The organism is Pseudomonas sp. A39, assembly GCF_058145955.1.
In genome coordinates, this window is the sequence record NZ_JBYVMD010000044.1 from 20,064 (window position 1) to 38,338 (window position 18,275).

15 protein-coding genes are annotated in these 18,275 nt (G+C 62.9%); 10 read left to right on the top strand and 5 right to left on the bottom strand.

Annotated elements, in window-relative coordinates:
- Positions 1-168 precede the first annotated feature (168 nt).
- From AC3ZU9_RS25560 to AC3ZU9_RS25580, 5 genes are all read left to right on the top strand, one after another.
- Complete coding sequence (locus tag AC3ZU9_RS25560) at positions 169-1,404, top strand: 3-methyl-2-oxobutanoate dehydrogenase (2-methylpropanoyl-transferring) subunit alpha (RefSeq protein WP_046035783.1); 1,236 nt, start codon at positions 169-171, stop codon at positions 1,402-1,404.
- A gap of 1 nt (position 1,405) precedes the next feature.
- Complete coding sequence (locus tag AC3ZU9_RS25565) at positions 1,406-2,464, top strand: alpha-ketoacid dehydrogenase subunit beta (RefSeq protein ID WP_043205577.1); 1,059 nt, start codon at positions 1,406-1,408, stop codon at positions 2,462-2,464.
- Entirely contained in the window at positions 2,465-3,724 is a 1,260-nt protein-coding gene (locus tag AC3ZU9_RS25570) for a dihydrolipoamide acetyltransferase family protein (protein ID WP_490091513.1), read from the top strand. It abuts the gene before it with no gap.
- A gap of 3 nt (positions 3,725-3,727) precedes the next feature.
- Positions 3,728-5,107: a dihydrolipoyl dehydrogenase gene (lpdA, locus tag AC3ZU9_RS25575; protein ID WP_122811617.1), complete on the top strand. Its 1,380-nt coding sequence runs from the start codon at positions 3,728-3,730 to the stop codon at positions 5,105-5,107.
- 204 nt (positions 5,108-5,311) lie between these two features.
- Positions 5,312-6,331, top strand: coding sequence for a branched-chain amino acid aminotransferase (locus AC3ZU9_RS25580; protein ID WP_015884761.1), 1,020 nt, complete (start codon positions 5,312-5,314; stop codon positions 6,329-6,331).
- Positions 6,332-6,403: 72 nt separating this feature from the next.
- Here AC3ZU9_RS25580 and AC3ZU9_RS25585 read toward each other — a convergent pair whose 3' ends face one another.
- The gene (locus AC3ZU9_RS25585) at positions 6,404-7,297 is read right to left on the bottom strand and encodes a GNAT family acetyltransferase (protein ID WP_250947912.1); all 894 of its coding nucleotides are present in this window, start codon (positions 7,295-7,297) and stop codon (positions 6,404-6,406) included.
- A gap of 270 nt (positions 7,298-7,567) precedes the next feature.
- Between AC3ZU9_RS25585 and ocd the strand changes: the two genes are divergently transcribed.
- Positions 7,568-8,614, top strand: a complete 1,047-nt coding sequence (gene ocd / locus AC3ZU9_RS25590) for an ornithine cyclodeaminase (RefSeq protein WP_015884763.1) — start codon at positions 7,568-7,570, stop codon at positions 8,612-8,614.
- A 121-nt stretch (positions 8,615-8,735) separates the two neighbouring features.
- Positions 8,736-9,233 carry an Lrp/AsnC family transcriptional regulator gene (locus AC3ZU9_RS25595; protein WP_043205579.1) on the top strand — a complete coding sequence of 166 codons (498 nt, stop codon included), beginning with the start codon at positions 8,736-8,738 and terminating at the stop codon, positions 9,231-9,233.
- 76 nt (positions 9,234-9,309) lie between these two features.
- Here AC3ZU9_RS25595 and AC3ZU9_RS25600 read toward each other — a convergent pair whose 3' ends face one another.
- From AC3ZU9_RS25600 to AC3ZU9_RS25615, 4 genes are all read right to left on the bottom strand, one after another.
- Entirely contained in the window at positions 9,310-10,143 is an 834-nt protein-coding gene (locus tag AC3ZU9_RS25600; RefSeq protein ID WP_122811618.1) for a TIGR03915 family putative DNA repair protein, read from the bottom strand.
- Complete coding sequence (locus AC3ZU9_RS25605; RefSeq protein WP_015884767.1) at positions 10,140-11,360, bottom strand: putative DNA modification/repair radical SAM protein; 1,221 nt, start codon at positions 11,358-11,360, stop codon at positions 10,140-10,142. Before AC3ZU9_RS25605 ends, AC3ZU9_RS25600 begins: the two co-directional genes overlap by 4 nt.
- A gap of 180 nt (positions 11,361-11,540) precedes the next feature.
- Positions 11,541-12,878, bottom strand: a complete 1,338-nt coding sequence (locus tag AC3ZU9_RS25610) for a lysine N(6)-hydroxylase/L-ornithine N(5)-oxygenase family protein (protein WP_015884768.1) — start codon at positions 12,876-12,878, stop codon at positions 11,541-11,543.
- Positions 12,879-12,997: 119 nt separating this feature from the next.
- Entirely contained in the window at positions 12,998-13,480 is a 483-nt protein-coding gene (locus AC3ZU9_RS25615; protein WP_064055287.1) for a sigma-70 family RNA polymerase sigma factor, read from the bottom strand.
- A 257-nt stretch (positions 13,481-13,737) separates the two neighbouring features.
- Here AC3ZU9_RS25615 and AC3ZU9_RS25620 point away from each other — a divergent pair, with 257 nt between their 5' ends.
- From AC3ZU9_RS25620 to AC3ZU9_RS25630, 3 genes are read left to right on the top strand one after another with little or no spacing between them, the layout of a single operon-like run.
- Positions 13,738-14,907, top strand: a complete 1,170-nt coding sequence (locus AC3ZU9_RS25620) for an efflux RND transporter periplasmic adaptor subunit (RefSeq protein ID WP_015884770.1) — start codon at positions 13,738-13,740, stop codon at positions 14,905-14,907.
- Position 14,908: 1 nt separating this feature from the next.
- Complete coding sequence (locus AC3ZU9_RS25625; protein WP_490091514.1) at positions 14,909-16,879, top strand: MacB family efflux pump subunit; 1,971 nt, start codon at positions 14,909-14,911, stop codon at positions 16,877-16,879.
- Positions 16,872-18,275: an efflux transporter outer membrane subunit gene (locus AC3ZU9_RS25630; protein WP_093541337.1), complete on the top strand. Its 1,404-nt coding sequence runs from the start codon at positions 16,872-16,874 to the stop codon at positions 18,273-18,275. Before AC3ZU9_RS25625 ends, AC3ZU9_RS25630 begins: the two co-directional genes overlap by 8 nt.

Sequence of the window (18,275 nt, forward strand, 5' to 3'; positions counted from 1 at the left end):
TTATGCAGTTTTTTTATCCGCAAATGATCGTGAGCGCAATGAAACACAGATAAATATTCTTCTACGCCCCGCCTATGATTGTTGTAGGACAAGATTTCTCCTATCCGGAGACTGACTGTCAGCTAGCGCGCCCACTACAAGAAATTCACAAGATCGAGCGTAGAAGCCATGAATCAGCCGTACGAACCGCTGCGCCTGCACGTCCCTGAACCCTCGGGACGCCCAGGCTGCAAGACCGACTTCACCTACCTGCGCCTGACCGACGCCGGCCTGGTGCGCAAACCCGCCATCGACGTAGAACCCGCCGACACCGCCGACCTCGCCAAGGGCCTGATCCGCGTGCTCGACGACCAGGGCCAGGCCCTCGGCCCCTGGGCTGAGGGTGTTCCCGTCGAGATCCTGCGCAAAGGCATGCGCGCGATGCTCAAGACGCGGATTTTCGATAACCGCATGGTCGTCGCCCAGCGTCAGAAAAAAATGTCGTTCTACATGCAAAGCCTTGGCGAAGAAGCCATCGGCAGCGCCCAGGCCCTGGCCTTGAACATCGACGACATGTGCTTCCCCACCTACCGCCAGCAAAGCATCCTGATGGCTCGCGACGTGCCCTTGGTGGACCTGATCTGCCAGTTGCTGTCCAACGAGCGTGATCCGCTCAAGGGCCGCCAGTTGCCGATCATGTATTCGGTGAAAGACGCTGGCTTCTTCACGATCTCCGGCAACCTCGCCACCCAATTCGTACAAGGCGTGGGCTGGGGCATGGCCTCGGCGATCAAGGGCGATACCAAGATCGCCTCCGCCTGGATCGGCGACGGCGCCACCGCCGAATCCGACTTCCACACGGCCCTCACCTTTGCCCACGTGTACCGCGCGCCGGTGATCCTCAACGTGGTCAACAACCAGTGGGCCATCTCCACCTTCCAAGCCATCGCCGGCGGCGAAGCCACCACCTTTGCCGGACGCGGCGTGGGTTGTGGTATCGCCTCCCTGCGTGTGGACGGCAACGACTTCATCGCGGTATACGCCGCTTCCGCCTGGGCTGCCGAACGTGCGCGCCGCAACCTCGGACCCACGCTGATCGAATGGGTCACCTACCGTGCCGGCCCGCACTCCACCTCGGACGATCCATCCAAATACCGCCCCGCCGATGACTGGAGCCACTTCCCCCTCGGCGACCCGATTGCCCGCCTCAAGCAGCACCTGATCAAGATTGGCCAGTGGTCCGAAGAGGAACACGCGGCGGTCAGTGCCGAACTTGAAGCCGAAGTAATTGCGGCGCAAAAACAAGCCGAACAGTACGGCACCCTTGCCGGCGGCCAGATTCCAAGCGCCGCGACCATGTTCGAAGACGTCTACAAAGAGATGCCGGAGCACTTGAAGCGCCAGCGTCAAGCGTTGGGGATCTGACATGAACGATCACAACAACAGCATTGAAGTGGAAACCGCCATGACCACCACCACCATGACCATGATCCAGGCCCTGCGCTCGGCCATGGATGTGATGCTCGAACGTGACGATAACGTGGTGGTATTCGGCCAGGACGTCGGCTATTTCGGCGGCGTATTCCGTTGCACCGAAGGCTTGCAGACCAAGTACGGCAGTTCGCGGGTGTTTGACGCGCCGATCTCCGAAAGCGGCATTATCGGCGTGGCCGTGGGCATGGGCGCCTACGGCCTGCGCCCGGTCGCCGAAATCCAGTTCGCCGACTACGTCTACCCTGCCACCGACCAGATCATCTCCGAAGCGGCACGCCTGCGTTATCGCTCGGCCGGCCAGTTCACCGCGCCGCTGACCATGCGCATGCCTTGCGGCGGCGGCATCTACGGCGGCCAGACCCACAGCCAGAGTATCGAAGCGGTGTTCACTCAGGTGTGCGGCCTGCGCACGGTGATGCCGTCCAACCCCTATGACGCCAAGGGCCTGTTGATCGCCTCCATCGAAAACGATGACCCGGTGATCTTCCTTGAGCCCAAACGCCTGTACAACGGCCCGTTCGATGGCCATCACGACCGGCCCGTCACCCCATGGTCGAAACACCCGCAAGCCCAAGTGCCGGACGGTTACTACACCGTGCCGCTGGACGTGGCCGCCATCGTGCGTCCGGGCTCGGCCGTGACCGTGCTGACCTACGGCACCACGGTGTATGTGTCGCAAGTCGCCGCCGAAGAAACCGGCATCGACGCCGAAGTCATCGACCTGCGCAGCCTGTGGCCGCTGGACCTGGAAACCATCGTCAACTCCGTCAAGAAGACCGGCCGCTGCGTGGTGGTGCACGAAGCCACTCGCACCTGCGGCTTTGGCGCCGAGCTGGTCGCACTGGTGCAGGAGCATTGCTTCCACCACCTGGAAGCGCCGATCGAACGCGTCACCGGTTGGGACACCCCCTACCCGCACGCGCAGGAGTGGGCGTATTTCCCAGGCCCGTCCCGAGTGGGCGCGGCGTTGAAACGGGTCATGGAGGTCTGAATGGGCACGCACGTTATCAAGATGCCGGACATTGGCGAAGGCATCGCGGAAGTTGAACTGTCGGTGTGGCATGTGAAGGTCGGCGACATGGTGGTCGAAGACCAGGTGCTGGCGGATGTGATGACCGACAAGGCGATGGTGGACATTCCCTCGCCGGTGCATGGCAAGGTGATTTCCCTCGGCGGCGAGCCGGGTGAAGTCATGGCCGTGGGCAGTATTTTGATCAGCATTGAAGTGGAGGGTGCGGGCAACGCCAAGGACGCGCCGGTCGTGAAGGAGGCGCCGAAGGCCGCCCCGGTGGTGCAAGCCAAGCCTGCACCGGTGGTGGTTGAAAGCCAACCCGCTCCGGTTGTCGCAGCCCAGGCCCCGGTGGTCCGTACCGCCGACGAACGCCCATTGGCCTCCCCTGCCGTGCGCAAACATGCGCTGGATGCGGGGATTCAACTGCGCCTGGTCCAGGGCTCAGGCCCGGCGGGCCGGATTCTGCACGAAGATCTGGACGCTTACTTGCAGCAGCGTCCGACGCAAACCCAAACCGCAGCCAACCCCTACGCCGAACGCAACGACGAAGAACAGATCCCGGTGATCGGCATGCGCCGCAAGATCGCCCAGCGCATGCAGGACGCCACCCGGCGGGCCGCACATTTCAGCTACGTGGAAGAAATCGACGTCACCGCTCTCGACGAACTGCGCGTGCACCTCAATGAGAAGCACGGCGCCACGCGTGGCAAGCTGACCCTGCTGCCGTTCATCGTGCGAGCCATGGTCGTGGCGCTGCGGGACTTTCCACAGATCAATGCGCGTTACGACGACGAAGCCCAGGTCATCACCCGCCTTGGCGCGGTTCACGTAGGTGTCGCCACCCAAAGCGACGTGGGCCTGATGGTACCGGTGGTGCGTCACGCCGAGGCCCGCAGCCTGTGGGGCAATGCCGAGGAAATCGCACGTTTGGCCACTGCTGCGCGCAATGGCAAGGCCAGCCGTGACGAGCTGTCCGGCTCGACCATCACCCTGACCAGCCTCGGCGCCTTGGGCGGCATCGTCAGCACGCCGGTGCTCAACCTGCCGGAAGTGGCCATCGTCGGCGTCAACCGCATCGTCGAGCGGCCGATGGTGATCAAGGGCCAGATCGTGGTGCGCAAGATGATGAACCTCTCCAGCTCCTTCGATCACCGCGTGGTCGATGGCATGGATGCAGCGCAATTCATCCAGGCCATTCGCGGCCTGCTCGAACAACCCGCCAGCCTGTTCCTGGAGTAAGGCATGACGCAGACATTGAATACCACGCTGCTGATTATCGGCGGCGGCCCTGGCGGTTATGTGGCGGCGATCCGTGCCGGCCAACTGGGCATCCCGACCCTCCTGGTGGAAGGCCAGGCGCTGGGCGGCACCTGCCTGAATATCGGCTGCATCCCGTCCAAGGCGTTGATCCATGTGGCCGAGCAATTCCAGCAAACAGTCCAGCACAGCCAGGGTTCACACCTGGGCATCGAAGTGGATGTGCCGACCCTGGACATCCGCAAGAGCGTGGAATGGAAAGACGGCATCGTTGACCGCCTGACCACCGGCGTCGCCGCGCTGCTGAAGAAGCACAAGGTGCAAGTGATCCACGGCTGGGCCAAGGTGGTGGACGGCAAGACCGTCGACGTCGGCGACCAGCGCATCCAGTGCGAACACCTGTTGCTGGCCACTGGTTCGAAAAGCGTCAACCTGCCGATGCTGCCGATTGGCGGGCCGATCATCTCGTCCACCGAGGCGCTGGCGCCAACGCGGGTGCCCAAGCGCCTGATCGTGGTGGGTGGCGGCTATATCGGCCTGGAACTGGGGATTGCCTACCGTAAGCTTGGCGCCGAGGTCAGCGTGGTCGAGGCGCAGGATCGCATCCTGCCGGCCTACGACGCCGAATTGACCCAACCGGTGAACGAGTCCCTCAAGCACTTGGGGGTGAAGCTGTTCCTCAATCACAGCGTCAGCGGTTTTGCCGACAACCAGTTGCAGGTACGTGACCCGAAGGGTGACACCCTCTCGCTGGAAACCGACCAGGTGCTGGTCGCCGTGGGTCGCACCCCCAATACCCAGGGCTGGAACCTTGAGGCGCTGAACCTGGAGATGAACGGCGCGGCGGTCAAAATCGACAGCCGCTGCCAGACCAGCATGCGCAACGTGTGGGCCATCGGCGACCTGAGCGGCGAGCCGATGCTGGCCCATCGGGCCATGGCCCAAGGTGAAATGGTTGCCGAACTGATCAGCGGTAAATCCCGCGAATTCAACCCGGCGGCAATCCCGGCCGTGTGCTTTACCGACCCGGAACTGGTGGTGGTCGGCAAGACACCCGATGAAGCCAAGGCCGCCGGCCTGGACTGCATCGTGTCGAGTTTCCCGTTCGCCGCCAACGGCCGCGCAATGACCCTGGAGTCGAAAACCGGCTTCGTACGGGTGGTGGCACGCCGCGACAATCATCTGATCGTCGGCTGGCAAGCAGTTGGCGCCGGCGTGTCCGAGCTGTCCACCGCCTTCGGCCTGAGCCTGGAAATGGGCGCGCGCCTGGAAGACGTGGCCGGCACCATCCACGCCCATCCGACCCTCGGCGAGGCGGTGCAGGAGGCTGCGCTGCGGGCGCTGGGCCACGCGCTGCACCTGTAAAACCGCGGGGAGGCCATCGGGGGCAAGCCCCCTCCCACAGGGGAATGCATGCCAAATGGGGGTGGGGGCTTGCCCCCGATAGCGGTGGATCGGTCAATACAGAGGCTGAAGGCGTCCACCCAGTGGCTCCCACACAAGCCAAGAATGCAGTATTGTTGCGCCCATTCAGAAAAAAAACCGACTTGACCAAAGATAGAGGGTGTCATGGGTAACGAAAGCATCAATTGGGACAAGCTGGGTTTTGACTACATCAAGACCGACAAGCGGTTTCTCCAGGTCTGGAAAAACGGCGAATGGCAAGCTGGCACCCTGACCGACGACAACGTGCTGCACATCAGCGAGGGCTCCACCGCCCTGCACTATGGCCAGCAATGCTTTGAAGGCCTCAAGGCCTACCGCTGCAAGGACGGCTCGATCAACCTGTTCCGCCCGGACCAGAACGCCGCCCGCATGCAGCGCAGCTGCGCGCGCCTGCTGATGCCGCATGTGTCGACCGAAGACTTCATCGACGCCTGCAAACAAGTGGTCAAGGCCAACGAGCGCTTCATCCCGCCGTATGGCAGTGGCGGCGCGCTGTACCTGCGCCCGTTCGTGATCGGCACCGGTGACAACATCGGTGTACGTACCGCGCCGGAGTTCATCTTCTCGGTGTTCGCCATCCCGGTTGGCGCCTACTTCAAAGGCGGCCTGGTGCCACACAACTTCCAGATCTCCACCTTCGACCGCGCCGCCCCCCAGGGCACCGGTGCCGCCAAGGTCGGTGGCAACTACGCCGCCAGCCTGATGCCGGGCGCCGAAGCGAAGAAATCCGGTTTCGCCGATGCGATCTACCTGGACCCGATGACTCACTCGAAAATCGAAGAAGTCGGCTCGGCCAACTTCTTCGGGATCACCCACGACAATAAGTTCATCACACCGAAGTCGCCTTCGGTGCTGCCAGGCATCACCCGCCTGTCGCTGATCGAACTGGCCAAGACCCGCCTGGGCCTGGAAGTGGTCGAGGGCGAAGTGTTCATCGACAAACTGGACCAATTCAAGGAAGCCGGTGCCTGCGGTACCGCTGCGGTGATCTCGCCGATCGGCGGTATCCAGTACAACGGCAAGCTGCACGTGTTCCACAGCGAGACCGAAGTCGGCCCGATCACCCAGAAGCTCTACAAAGAGCTGACCGGCGTGCAGACCGGCGACGTTGAAGCGCCAGCGGGCTGGATCGTCAAGGTCTAAGCCACACCAAGCTACGCCCCAACCCCATGTGGGAGCTGGCTTACCAGCTCCCACATTTGAGCTCAGGTGTTCTCAGGATCGAGTCGGAATATTCCCAACAATCTTCTTCCCCATACTGATCCTCGGCTCCACCCCATACCCCAACGCCTCGTAAAACCCCGCCACCGCCTCATTGCCACTGGTGATCTGCAGGTTGATCTTCATGCAGCCCAGCGCCGTCAATGCCTGTTCCGCATGCCGTACCAGTGACGAACCCAGGCCATGACGCCGATAGTCAGCGTGCACCGCCACCGAATACAGCCAGCCACGATGACCGTCGTAGCCCGCCAGAATCGTCCCGATCACGGTTTTTTTGTCGGTCGCCACGAAAAACAACCCATCGTTGACGGCCAGCTTTTTATCAATCGCCAGGGTCGGCAGGTTATGGGCGGTTTCGTAGCCAAAAGCCTCCTGCCATAGCGCAACCACTTGCGCACGATGCTGACGGTCGCGATAGGGCCCGATGGGATGCCTGGACAGCAGCGCCTTTTCCATCACCAACGTACGCTCGTTGCCGTGGTAGACGTCGCGCACAGTATGGAACCCCAACTTGGCATAGAACGGTTCGGCGGTCAGCGAAGACGGCACGCTCAGTACCGTGACCCCGGCCTCGCGGGCGCGTAACTCGATTTCAATCATCAACAGCCGCCCAATGCCCTGCCCTTGCAGCACCGGATTGACGAACACCGAGCGCACCACACTGCCGTCGAGTGCGGCGGTGGCCACGATCACCCGATCCTGAATCGCCACCAGCACCACGCGGCGCTCAAGCAATGCCAGGACCGCATCCGGCGTGAAGTTACTGGCGACCCGGGCAATCACATCCGCCGGATAATCCCGCGCATTACTGCTGTGCAATGCCGCCAGAATCACTTGGCTGATCCCCTCGGCATCGGCGGGCTGGGCAATACGAACAACGGTAGACATGGCTCCTCCTGGCTGACCGCGCTATCAGAGTCGCCACTGTAGCAATGTGGGAAGGAGCACGCTCCCTCCCTTATTTGATCGCGTCTCAGGCTCGACAGCCGATTCGGCTGCCCGACCCCACTTTTCAGCTTTACCGGCTGAGCCACCCCCCAGTTTCAGCCGAGATCCTTGCGCAACAACCGCCACAATAACCGCACTGGCCCACTCCATGACGGCGCTCTGTGCGCAGCAGAAACCGCTGGCCGCCTTCCAATAACAAGGAGCATTTCCATGACCCGCTATATCGACGTCAATGACCTCAGCTATCTGGTCGCGCAAAAAGGCCTGCAAACCTGCCTGACCGAAATGGCCGAATACATTCGCGCCGACTACCTGCGCTGGCAGGATTTCGAGAAATGCGCACGCCTGGCCAACCACTCCCCGGATGGCGTGATCGAGCTGATGCCGGTGTCCGACGCGTCGCTGTATGCCTTTAAGTACGTCAACGGTCACCCGAAAAACACCCTGGCCGGCATGCTCACCGTGATGGCCTTTGGCGCGCTGGGCGATGTCGACACAGGCAAGCCGGTGCTGCTGGCGGAAATGACCCTGACCACTGCCATTCGTACAGCCGCCACCTCAGCCCTGGTCGCCCGCTACCTGGCGCGGGAGAACAGCCGCAGCATGGCGTTGATCGGTAATGGCTCGCAGAGTGAATTCCAAGCCCTGGCCTTCCACGCCATGCTCGGCATCACGGAAATCCGTCTGTTCGACATCGATGCCAAAGCCACCGCCAAACTGGCCGACAACCTCAAGGCTTTTCCGGCCATCAAGGTGATCCTGGCCGGCAGCGTCGCCGAAGCGGTCAAAGGCGCAGATATCGTCACCACCGTCACGGCCGACAAGGCCTACGCCACCATCCTCACAGACGAAATGATCGAACCCGGCATGCACCTCAACGCGGTGGGCGGCGATTGTCCAGGCAAAACCGAGCTGGACCGACGCATCGTCGAGCGCGCCCGCGTGATCGTCGAGTACGAGCCACAAAGCCGCATCGAAGGTGAAATCCAGCAGATGCCGCACGACTCACCGGTGACTGAACTGTGGCAAGTGATCAACGGCCAGCAGCCCGGCCGTGAGAACGCGCACCAGATCACCCTGTTCGACTCCGTGGGCTTTGCCATCGAAGACTACTCGGCGCTGCGTTATGTATTGGATGTGGCCAAGGCACTGGACGTGGGCAGCGAACTTGAGCTGGTGCCGGACCTCGCCGACCCGAAAGACTTGTTTGCCCGACTCGCCCAGCAGCCTCGCGTGCAGCAGCAAAAGCGCGCCTGAGGTGTGCAGGCACGTCCCCGAGCGCATACAGACGTTGACGGAGGAAGGCCGTACCATGTGAAGGGTCAGGCAAACACGCAAGGTTTGCCGCCATTTATTCCAACCGTTTGAAGTGAACCCCATGGATACCAAGGCCTCCGGACCCCATTCCGCCCCCGTACTGGACCGCATTGATGAAGCCATCATCGAAGTGCTGCGCCACCAGGGCCGTATCACCTACGAAAAGCTTTCGTCGCTGGTGCACCTCACCCCCAGGCCCTGCCTGGAGCGGGTGCGCAAGTTGGAGCGACGCGGGGTGATCCGTGGCTATGGGGCGATCATCGATGTGCAGATGGTCTCGCCAGGGCTGTCGCTGCTGGTGTTGGTGGCCTTGTCCAACCAGAGCGGGCGCTCGGCGCAAAAGGCCTTCGAAGCCTGCGTGAAGGCCTGCCCCCAGGTATTCGAATGCCAACTGATCAGCGGGCCGTTTGACTACAGCCTGCGCATGCGTTGCCGGGACATGGAGCACTACCGGGTGCTGACGGAGACTTGGTTGAACAATGATGAGTTACACATTGATAAGCTGGTGGCGCATCCGGAGTTGGCGGTGGTCAAGAACACCGCCACCGAGCTGGCCTGAACCTATCGCTCCAAAACGATGCAGATCTAATGTGGGAGCGGGCAAGCCCCCTCCCACACCAGCCCCTCCTGCATTTTTAACCTTGCCCGATTAAGATTTTCTTGCCGGGCCTGGCCCCGATCAGCCTGGCCTGCCCATCCTTCTGCTTCCCCGTCCGCGCTTCACTGATCAACCCCGGTATCAACTTGCCCTCCGGCAGATTCTTCCAGAACCGGCTCGGCAAATGCCCTTCCATGACCTTGGGGTTCAACCGCGCCGGGTTGAAGATATGGCTGTAGTAGGTCAGCCACATCGCACTGTGGGGATCCTCGACATTCTGCGCCAGCTGCCGCCACGCTTCGGGGCACTCGCGCTGATGGATCAACTGTTCGCCATCGTAGTAAACCCCATCCAACGGCGTGGCGATCATCCAGCGATGACGACCCATGCGCCCGATAAAGTGCTGGCTGGCTGATTTCAGGATGTCATGGGCCGGCTCATGCCAGGCCACGTACTCGGGCAATTCCGGCCCTGCCCCGGCCGGCAACGCGATAAACCGCACAAATGCATGCAGGTGGTGCGCCTCGCGACTGACCTGCTTGATCCGCCGCTGCAACTCGCTGCCCAGCTTGTCCCCGGCCAGCATTGCGGTGCGGTCGCCGTGGCTGACTCGCCACAACACTTCATACAACAAGCTCCAGCGCTGGTCGCCGTGGTAACAGGCGGCCGACTCCAGCAACTGCAGCAGGGCCTTGGGCACCCGCGTCTGGAAAGGCCCCAGTGCCTCGGGAATCGACTGGTCAGTGGCAAACAGGTCCGCCACCTCCGCCTCCCCCCAGCTCACCTGGCTGGGGTCGACCTGATGGCTGAGCAGCCAGCGCGCCTGTTCGCGCCAAGTGCTGAACAGGTTGTCGCATTCCAGGCTGATCATCCCCACAGCCCCATTTGCTGCGGTTGCGGGCGGTCGCGCAATTGCTCGCGCAGCAACACGCTGGTGCTGTCGGCCTGTTGCGGGTGGTAGTCACTGGTGATGAAAAACGGCTTGGCTTTCGCCAGCACGCAGCGCATGCGCGCCAGGTCTTCGAAGCGGATCTTGCGTTCACGACGCAGGTCCACCAGGCGCTGGGTGGTACGCAAGCCAATGCCCGGAATGCGCGCAATCAAGGTCGGTTCGGCGCGGTTCAGGTCCAGGGGGAACACGTCGCGGTTATCCAGGGCCCAGGCCAGCTTGGGGTCGATGTCCAGGGCCAGGTGGCCGGGGCCTTCGAATAATTCGTTCGCACTGAAACCGTAGCTGCGCAGCAGGAAGTCAGCCTGGTACAAACGGTGTTCACGCATCAGCGGCGGCGCGGCCAGGGGCACGCTTTTCGGGCTGTTGGGGATGGGACTGAAGGCCGAGTAATACACACGGCGCAATTTGAAGTTGCCGTACAACGCCTCGGCTCCGTGAAGAATGGTGCTGTCGTCGGTGTCGTCGGCGCCCACGATCATCTGCGTGCTCTGCCCGGCCGGGGCAAAGCGCGGGGCGCGCGGTTCGTTGAGCACGGTCTGCTCGCCGGTGTAGATGGTCTGCATGGCCTGCTTGATCGAAACGATCTGTTTTTCCGGCGCCAGGGTGTGCAGGCTGGCCTCGGTGGGCAGTTCGATGTTCACGCTCAACCGATCGGCATACCGCCCCGCTTCGGCGATGAGCGCCGGATCTGCATCGGGGATGGTCTTGAGGTGGATATAGCCGCGAAAATCGTGTTCTTCGCGCAGCAGTTTGGCCACGCGCACCAATTGCTCCATGGTGTAGTCGGACGAACGGATGATACCGGAGCTGAGAAACAGCCCGCTGACGCAATTGCGCCGGTAGAAATCCAGGGTCAGGGTGACCACCTCCTCCGGGCTGAAACGCGCGCGGGGCACGTCGCTGGAGCGGCGGTTGACGCAGTACTGGCAGTCATAGAGACAGAAATTGGTGAGCAACACCTTGAGCAACGACACACAACGCCCGTCGGGGGTGTAGCTGTGACAGATGCCCATGCCATCGGTGGAACCCAGCCCCGCCTTGCCCTCGGAGCTGCGCTTGGGCGCGCCACTGCTGGCGCAGGACGCGTCGTACTTGGCGGCGTCGGCGAGGATGCTGAGTTTTTCGATCAACTGCATGGAGGGCTACCGATACTGGTTTTTTGTACAGTACCAGTAGCTCAACCATCACGCCAGTGCCGTCTGTAGGACCGCGTGTTTGTGGCGAGGGAGCTTGCTCCCGCTGGGCTGCGGAGCGGCCCCAAAAAAGCCGGCTCCAGCTGCGCTGTCGAGCGGGAGCAAGCTCCCTCGCCACAACGATCAGCTGGCGGTAGCGAGTAGCAAGTCCTGCACCGACCGCCCCTTGCCGCGCCCACGGTCCAGCGCATACAACGACGCCGCAATCTCATCCGCCCGAATCGGCAGCACCGACAGCAAGGTGTCGCTCAACCCATGGCTGGCCTGGCTGAAACCCTGGATGTAGATGCCGGCGTTGCAACGCTCGTCGGTCACGATGCGGTAGTCGCGCGCCACGTCAAAGTCGCCCAGGTAGCCTTCCAGCGGCGCCAACAAGGCGCGGTGTGTCTGGCGCTCGTAGCCGGTGGCCAGGATCACCGCGTCGTAATGGTTGACGCTGGTTTCCCCGTTGGCGTTGTTGCGCAGCACCAGTTCAATGCCCAGCGGGCCTGGCGTGGCCTTCTCGACCACGGTCATGGTGCGGAACGCCTGGCGGGCGATGCCGGAGACTTTCTGGCGGTAGAAGATGCCGTAGATGCGCTCGATCAGGTCCAGGTCGACCACCGAATAGTTGGTGTTCTGGTACTCGGCCACCAGGCGTTCACGTTCGGCGCCCTCCTGCTGGAACACCAAGTCGGTAAAGGCCGGCGAAAACACTTCATTGACGAACGGGCTGTCATCGGCGGGCTTGAGTGCCGAGCCGCGCAGGATCATGTCGACCTGCACCGACGGGAAGCTGTCGTTCAGGTCGATAAAGGCTTCGGCCGCACTCTGGCCGCCGCCGATAATGGCGATGCGCATGGCCTTGCCCTCGACACACGGCTGCGAGGCCATGCGCTCCAGGTACTGGGAGTGGTGGAACACCCGGCTGTCACCCTTGAGCGCCTTGAACGCTTCGGGAATCCGCGGCGTGCCGCCGGCGCTGACCACCACCGAACGGGTGGTGCGAACATGCTGCTCGCCGAGGGCATCGCGGGAGATCACGCGCAGGGCTTCGACCTGCTGCTGATGCAGGATCGGCTCGATGGCCAGCACTTCCTCGCCATAGCGCGCCTGGGCCTGGAACTGCCCGGCGACCCAGCGCAGGTAGTCGTTGTACTCCATGCGGCAGGGGTAAAAGGTGCCGAGGTTGATAAAGTCCACCAAGCGGTCGTGGGCTTTCAGGTAATTAACGAACGAATACGGGCTGGTGGGGTTGCGCAGGGTCACCAGGTCCTTGAGGAACGAAATCTGCAATTCGCTCTGGGTCACCAGGGTATTGCCGTGCCAGCGGTAGTCGGCCTGTTTGTCGAGAAACAGCACGTCCAGTTTGCCCTGGGCCTTTTCGCGCTCCTGCAGGGCGATGGCCAGCGCCAGGTTCGAAGGGCCGAATCCGATACCGATCAGGTCGTGAACCGCGGGCGAAGCAATTGCCTGTGTCATTCCAGTGTCCTCTGGATAAGCCCCTTGGCGGTGGGGCGGGAATACCTTCAAGACCTGCACAACAGGTCATGTGTTGATAGGAAACGAGGACAATGAAATAAAATTTAACTGATCATTGATCAGTGGGCTTCCCACTCGCGCATCCGCACCCGGCAATGCTTCATGGCATTGACGATGTGTTTTTCCACCAGCGCGCGGGAAATGCACAGGCGTTCGGCAATTTGCACATGGGTCAAACCCTCGAGTTTGCGCAGCAGGAAGCTGTCGCGACAGGCAGGGGGCAGCTCGGCCAGGGCGCGCTCGAGCAGTTCCAGGCGCTGGCTGTGGTCATGGGTGGTATGGGGCGAACAGGCGGCGAAACGCTCTTCGCTGTCCAGCACATCCAAGGGCTCAACCTGGCGCAAGGCGTTGCGCCGGTGGCCATCGATCACCAGATTGAGCGCGGTGCGGTACAAAAAGGCGCGGGGTTGTTCGATCGGCGTGTCGCTGGAGCGTTCCAGCACCCGGACATAAGCGTCATGCACCACATCCTCGGCCACCTGACGGTTGCCCAGCTTGGCGTTGAGGAAACACACCAGCTCGCGATAGTAGTTTTCCAACATGACTCCCGACCGCCGGGTGGCGGCATTAGGTCCCTGAGTACAAAAAAAGACGGCGTTTACGTAATGGCAGTTTGGATGTGTGCAATTTATAGTAATTCTCATCTACTTTTAAAGCAGACTTGCATCAACGGAGGTTTTTTTTCTTCGAGGGCTGATGTAACTGCTTGTGTAACCGCCTAAATCCCCGCGCCTTTCTCTCGTTTACTTGTCAGCTCCCCGCAACTGCGGTCCGAACTTTCCTGGCTGGAAACCCAAGCATGAAACGCCCTCGACCTGCCCGACGCGCCTTGCTCGCTATCGCGTGCCTGATCCCCATCATCGCCGTCGCGGCCTGGCAGGTGCTGCCGCCCGGGCGTGACGCCCTCACCACCGTCGCCGTCACCCGCGGCAATATCGAAAACAGCGTGACCGCCCTGGGCACCCTGCAACCCCGCCGCTACGTGGACGTGGGGGCCCAGGCATCGGGGCAGATCCGCAAGATCCACGTCGAGGCCGGCGACCACGTCCAGGAAGGCCAATTGCTGGTGGAGATCGACCCGTCCACGCAAAAAGCCAAGCTCGACGCCAGCCGCTACGCCATCGAAAACCTCAAGGCCCAGTTGCAGGAGCAAAAGGCCCAGCATGAACTGGCACGCCAGAAGTACCAGCGCCAGCAACGCCTGGCCGCCGGCAACGCCACCCGTGAAGAAGATGTGCAAACCGCCAAGGCTGAATTGAGCGCCACCCAGGCCCGGGTCGACATGTTCCAGGCGCAGATCCTGCAAGCCCAGGCCAGCCTGCGCAGCGATGAGGCCGAGTTGGGCTACACGCGCATCTACGCGCCGATGACCGGCACCGTGGTGGCGGTGGACGCGCGGGTCGGCCAGACCCTCAACGCCCAGCAGCAGACGCCGCTGATCCTGCGCATCGCCAAATTGTCGCCGATGACCGTATGGGCGGAAGTCTCGGAAGCCGATATCGGCCACGTCAAACCTGGCATGACCGCGTATTTCACCACCCTCAGCGGCGGCAACCGGCGCTGGAGCAGCACGGTGCGGCAAATCCTGCCGATCCCGCCCAAGCCATTGAATGAAACCCAGGGCAGCGGCAGCCCCAACAGCTCGAGTAAAAGCGGCAGCGGCCGCGTGGTGCTGTACACCGTGCTGCTGGACGTGGACAACAGCGACAACGCGTTGATGGCCGAAATGACCACCCAGGTGTTTTTCGTCGCCGGCCAAGTCAAGGATGCCCTCACCGCACCGGTCGCCGCACTGCAAGGCACGTCCAGTGCCGACAGGCAGATCGCCCGGGTCGTGACCGACAACGGTCGTATCGAGGAGCGCCACGTGCGGCTGGGCATCAGCGACCGCCTGCGCGTACAGGTGCTCGACGGCCTGAACGAAGGCGACCGCCTGCTGATCGGTCCGGCCGACGGCAACGGGGGTTGAGGTGACCACGCCCCTGATCGAACTCAAGAACATCCGCAAATCCTACGGCGGCGGCGACAGCCCGCAGGTCGACGTGTTGCGCGGCATCGACCTGTCGATCCATGCGGGGGAATTCGTCGCCATCGTCGGCGCCTCCGGCTCCGGCAAGTCCACGTTGATGAATATCCTCGGCTGCCTCGACCGTCCCAGCGTCGGCGACTACCTGTTCGCCGGCGAGAACGTCGCGCACCTGGACAGCGACGAACTCGCCTGGCTGCGCCGCGAAGCCTTTGGTTTTGTGTTCCAGGGCTACCACTTGATTCCCTCGGGTTCAGCCCAGGAAAACGTCGAGATGCCGGCGATCTACGCCGGTATCAGCGCCGCCGAGCGCCATGCCCGCGCCAGCGCCCTGCTCACCCGCCTGGGCCTGGCCGAGCGCACCGGCAACCGCCCGCACCAGCTCTCCGGTGGCCAGCAACAACGGGTGTCCATCGCCCGTGCGTTGATGAACGGCGGGCACATCATCCTCGCCGACGAACCTACCGGCGCCCTCGACAGCCACAGCGGCGCCGAGGTCATGACCCTGCTCGACGAACTGGCCAGCCAGGGCCACGTGGTGATCCTGATCACCCACGACCGCGAAGTCGCGGCGCGGGCCAACCGCATCATCGAGATTCGCGATGGCTTGATCATCAGTGACTCGGCCCAGGACAGCGACGCGGCCCCAGGCGCCTCAACGGGCGCCCTGCAAGCCGTGGACCTGCGCCAACGCCTGGCCGACGGCGCCGAGCACAATGGCGCGTGGAAAGCCGAACTGGTGGACGCGGTACAGGCCGCCTGGCGAGTGATGTGGATCAACCGTTTCCGCACCGCGCTGACCCTGTTGGGCATCATCATCGGCGTGGCGTCGGTGGTGGTGATGCTGGCGGTGGGTGAAGGCAGCAAGCGCCAGGTCATGGCGCAGATGGGCGCGTTCGGCTCCAACATTATCTACCTCAGCGGGTCCTCGCCTAACCCGCGTACGCCGCTGGGGATCGTGACCCTCAACGATGTCCACGCACTGGCGGCCTTGCCTCAGGTGCAACGCATCATGCCGGTCAACGGCAGCGAAGCCGGGGTGCGTTTCGGCAACGTCGACTACATGGCCTATGTGGGCGGCAACGACACCAATTTCCCGGCGATTTTCAATTGGCCGGTGGTCGAGGGCAATTACTTCACGGCCGCCGACGAGCGTGCCGCTGCCACGGTGGCGGTGATCGGTCATCGCGTGCGTGAAAAGCTGTTCAAGGGCGAGGTCGACCCCATCGGCCAGTACATCCTGATTGAGAACGTGCCGTTCCAGGTCATCGGCGTGCTCGCGGAAAAAGGCGCCAGCTCCGGTAACAAGGACAGTGACGACCGTATCGCCATCCCTTACACCGCCGCCAGCGTGCGCCTGTTCGGCAGCTACAACCCCGAGTACGTGGTGATCGCCGCGGCCGATGCGCGCAAGGTGCGCGAGGCCGAGTTGGCGATCGACCAGTTGATGCAAACGCTGCACAACGGTAAGCGCGATTACGAGCTGACCAACAACGCCGCCATGATCCAGGCCGAGGCGCGCACGCAGAACACCCTGTCGCTGATGCTCGGTTCGATTGCCGCGATTTCCCTGCTGGTGGGCGGCATTGGCGTAATGAATATCATGCTGATGACCGTGCGCGAGCGGACCCGCGAAATCGGCATCCGCATGGCCACCGGCGCACGCCAGCGCGACATCCTGCGCCAGTTCCTCACCGAAGCGGTGATGCTCTCGGTCGTCGGCGGCCTGTGCGGCATTGCCCTGGCGCTGCTGGTGGGTGGCGTGCTGGTGCTGGCCAAGGTGGCGGTGCAGTTTTCCCTGGTGGCCGTAATGGGCGCATTTGGTTGCGCGCTGGTCACCGGTGTCGTATTCGGCTTCATGCCGGCCCGTAAAGCTGCCCGGCTCGATCCGGTTAAGGCGTTGACCAGTGAATAAACGATCCCTGTGCATGCCCGGCCTGTGCGTGTTACTCAGCGCCTGCGCCGGCCACCCTCCCGCCCTCGACAGCGGCATCGCTGCGCCCGCCAGCTGGCAATATGCCGAGCGTGACGCGGCGCAGGCCACCAACCAGCACTGGTGGACACAGTTCGGCAGTGCGCAGTTGAACCGTCTGGTCGAGCAAGCCCGCCGTGACAGTTTCGACGTGGCCGCCGCCACAGCCCGCGTGCGCCAGGCCCAGGCCAGTGCAGTGATCGCCGGGGCACCGTTGTTGCCGGAGGTGAAGTTCAACCTCGCCACCAGCCATCAGAAATTGCTGCGTGGCCAGGGCGGGCCGGACCTGGACGTGTCACAAAGCGATGACGCCGTCGACAACTTCGGCGCCAACCTCACGGCCAGTTACGAAGTGGACTTCTGGGGTGGCCGCGCCGCCGCCCGTGACAGCGCCCTGCACAGCCTGCGCGCCAGCGAGTTTGACCAGGCTACCGTGGAACTGACCCTGCTCAGCAGCGTGGCCGACCGCTACGCCCAGACCCTCGCCGCCCACCAGCGCGAGCAAATCGCCGCGCTTAACCTGGCCAACGCCCGCAACGTGCTCGACCTGGTGCAGACCCGCTACGATGCCGGCTCCGCCACCGCCCTCGAACTGGCCCAGCAAAAAAGCCTGGTGGCCAGCCAGCAACGCCAGTTGCCCCTGATCCAGCAACTGGCCGAAGAATCCCGCATCACCCTGGCCGCCCTGCTCGGCCAGCCGGTGCAGGCCCTGAATCTGCGGGCCGAGCCCTTCCAGGCGCTGACCTGGCCAACCATCGGTGCCGGCATGCCCAGCCAATTGCTCAGCCGCAGGCCCGATATCGCCAAGGCCGAGGCGCAATTGGCCGCGGCGCAAGCCGACGTCACCGTGGCCCGCGCCGCCATGCTGCCCGCCGTCACCCTCGGCGCAACCCTGGGCTCAGATGCCTACAAGGCCATGGATATCCTGCGCAGCCCCTACTACACACTGACCGCCGGCCTGGTCGGCCCGATCTTCAACAACGGCCGTTTAAGCGCTGAACGCGACAAGGCCCGCGCCCGCCAGGATGAACTGCTGCACACCTATCGCGGCGCGATCATCAACGGCTTTGCCGACGTGGAAAAAGCCCTCAGCAGCATCACCCGCCTCGACCAGCAGCGCCAATGGCAAAGTGAAGAACTGCAACAGGCGCAGAGCGCGTTCCAGATCGCTGAAAGCCGCTACCAGGCAGGCGCCGAGGATTTGCTCACGGTCCTGGAAACCCAGCGCACCCTGTACGCGGCCCAGGACCAGAACGTGCAACTGCGGCTGGCGCGCCTGCAGGCCAGCATCGCGCTATACAAAGCACTGGGCGGCGGCTGGCATACGGAGATCCGATAA

Excerpts from the sequence above, each read along its gene's own strand:
- AC3ZU9_RS25560 (WP_046035783.1), top strand. The coding sequence starts at position 169 with ATGAATCAGCCGTACGAACCGCTGCGCCTGCACGTCCCTGAACCCTCG.
- AC3ZU9_RS25565 (WP_043205577.1), top strand. The coding sequence starts at position 1,406 with ATGAACGATCACAACAACAGCATTGAAGTGGAAACCGCCATGACCACC.
- AC3ZU9_RS25570 (WP_490091513.1), top strand. The coding sequence starts at position 2,465 with ATGGGCACGCACGTTATCAAGATGCCGGACATTGGCGAAGGCATCGCG.
- lpdA (WP_122811617.1), top strand. The coding sequence starts at position 3,728 with ATGACGCAGACATTGAATACCACGCTGCTGATTATCGGCGGCGGCCCT.
- AC3ZU9_RS25580 (WP_015884761.1), top strand. The coding sequence starts at position 5,312 with ATGGGTAACGAAAGCATCAATTGGGACAAGCTGGGTTTTGACTACATC.
- AC3ZU9_RS25585 (WP_250947912.1), bottom strand. The coding sequence starts at position 7,297 with ATGTCTACCGTTGTTCGTATTGCCCAGCCCGCCGATGCCGAGGGGATC.
- ocd (WP_015884763.1), top strand. The coding sequence starts at position 7,568 with ATGACCCGCTATATCGACGTCAATGACCTCAGCTATCTGGTCGCGCAA.
- AC3ZU9_RS25595 (WP_043205579.1), top strand. The coding sequence starts at position 8,736 with ATGGATACCAAGGCCTCCGGACCCCATTCCGCCCCCGTACTGGACCGC.
- AC3ZU9_RS25600 (WP_122811618.1), bottom strand. The coding sequence starts at position 10,143 with ATGATCAGCCTGGAATGCGACAACCTGTTCAGCACTTGGCGCGAACAG.
- AC3ZU9_RS25605 (WP_015884767.1), bottom strand. The coding sequence starts at position 11,360 with ATGCAGTTGATCGAAAAACTCAGCATCCTCGCCGACGCCGCCAAGTAC.
- AC3ZU9_RS25610 (WP_015884768.1), bottom strand. The coding sequence starts at position 12,878 with ATGACACAGGCAATTGCTTCGCCCGCGGTTCACGACCTGATCGGTATC.
- AC3ZU9_RS25615 (WP_064055287.1), bottom strand. The coding sequence starts at position 13,480 with ATGTTGGAAAACTACTATCGCGAGCTGGTGTGTTTCCTCAACGCCAAG.
- AC3ZU9_RS25620 (WP_015884770.1), top strand. The coding sequence starts at position 13,738 with ATGAAACGCCCTCGACCTGCCCGACGCGCCTTGCTCGCTATCGCGTGC.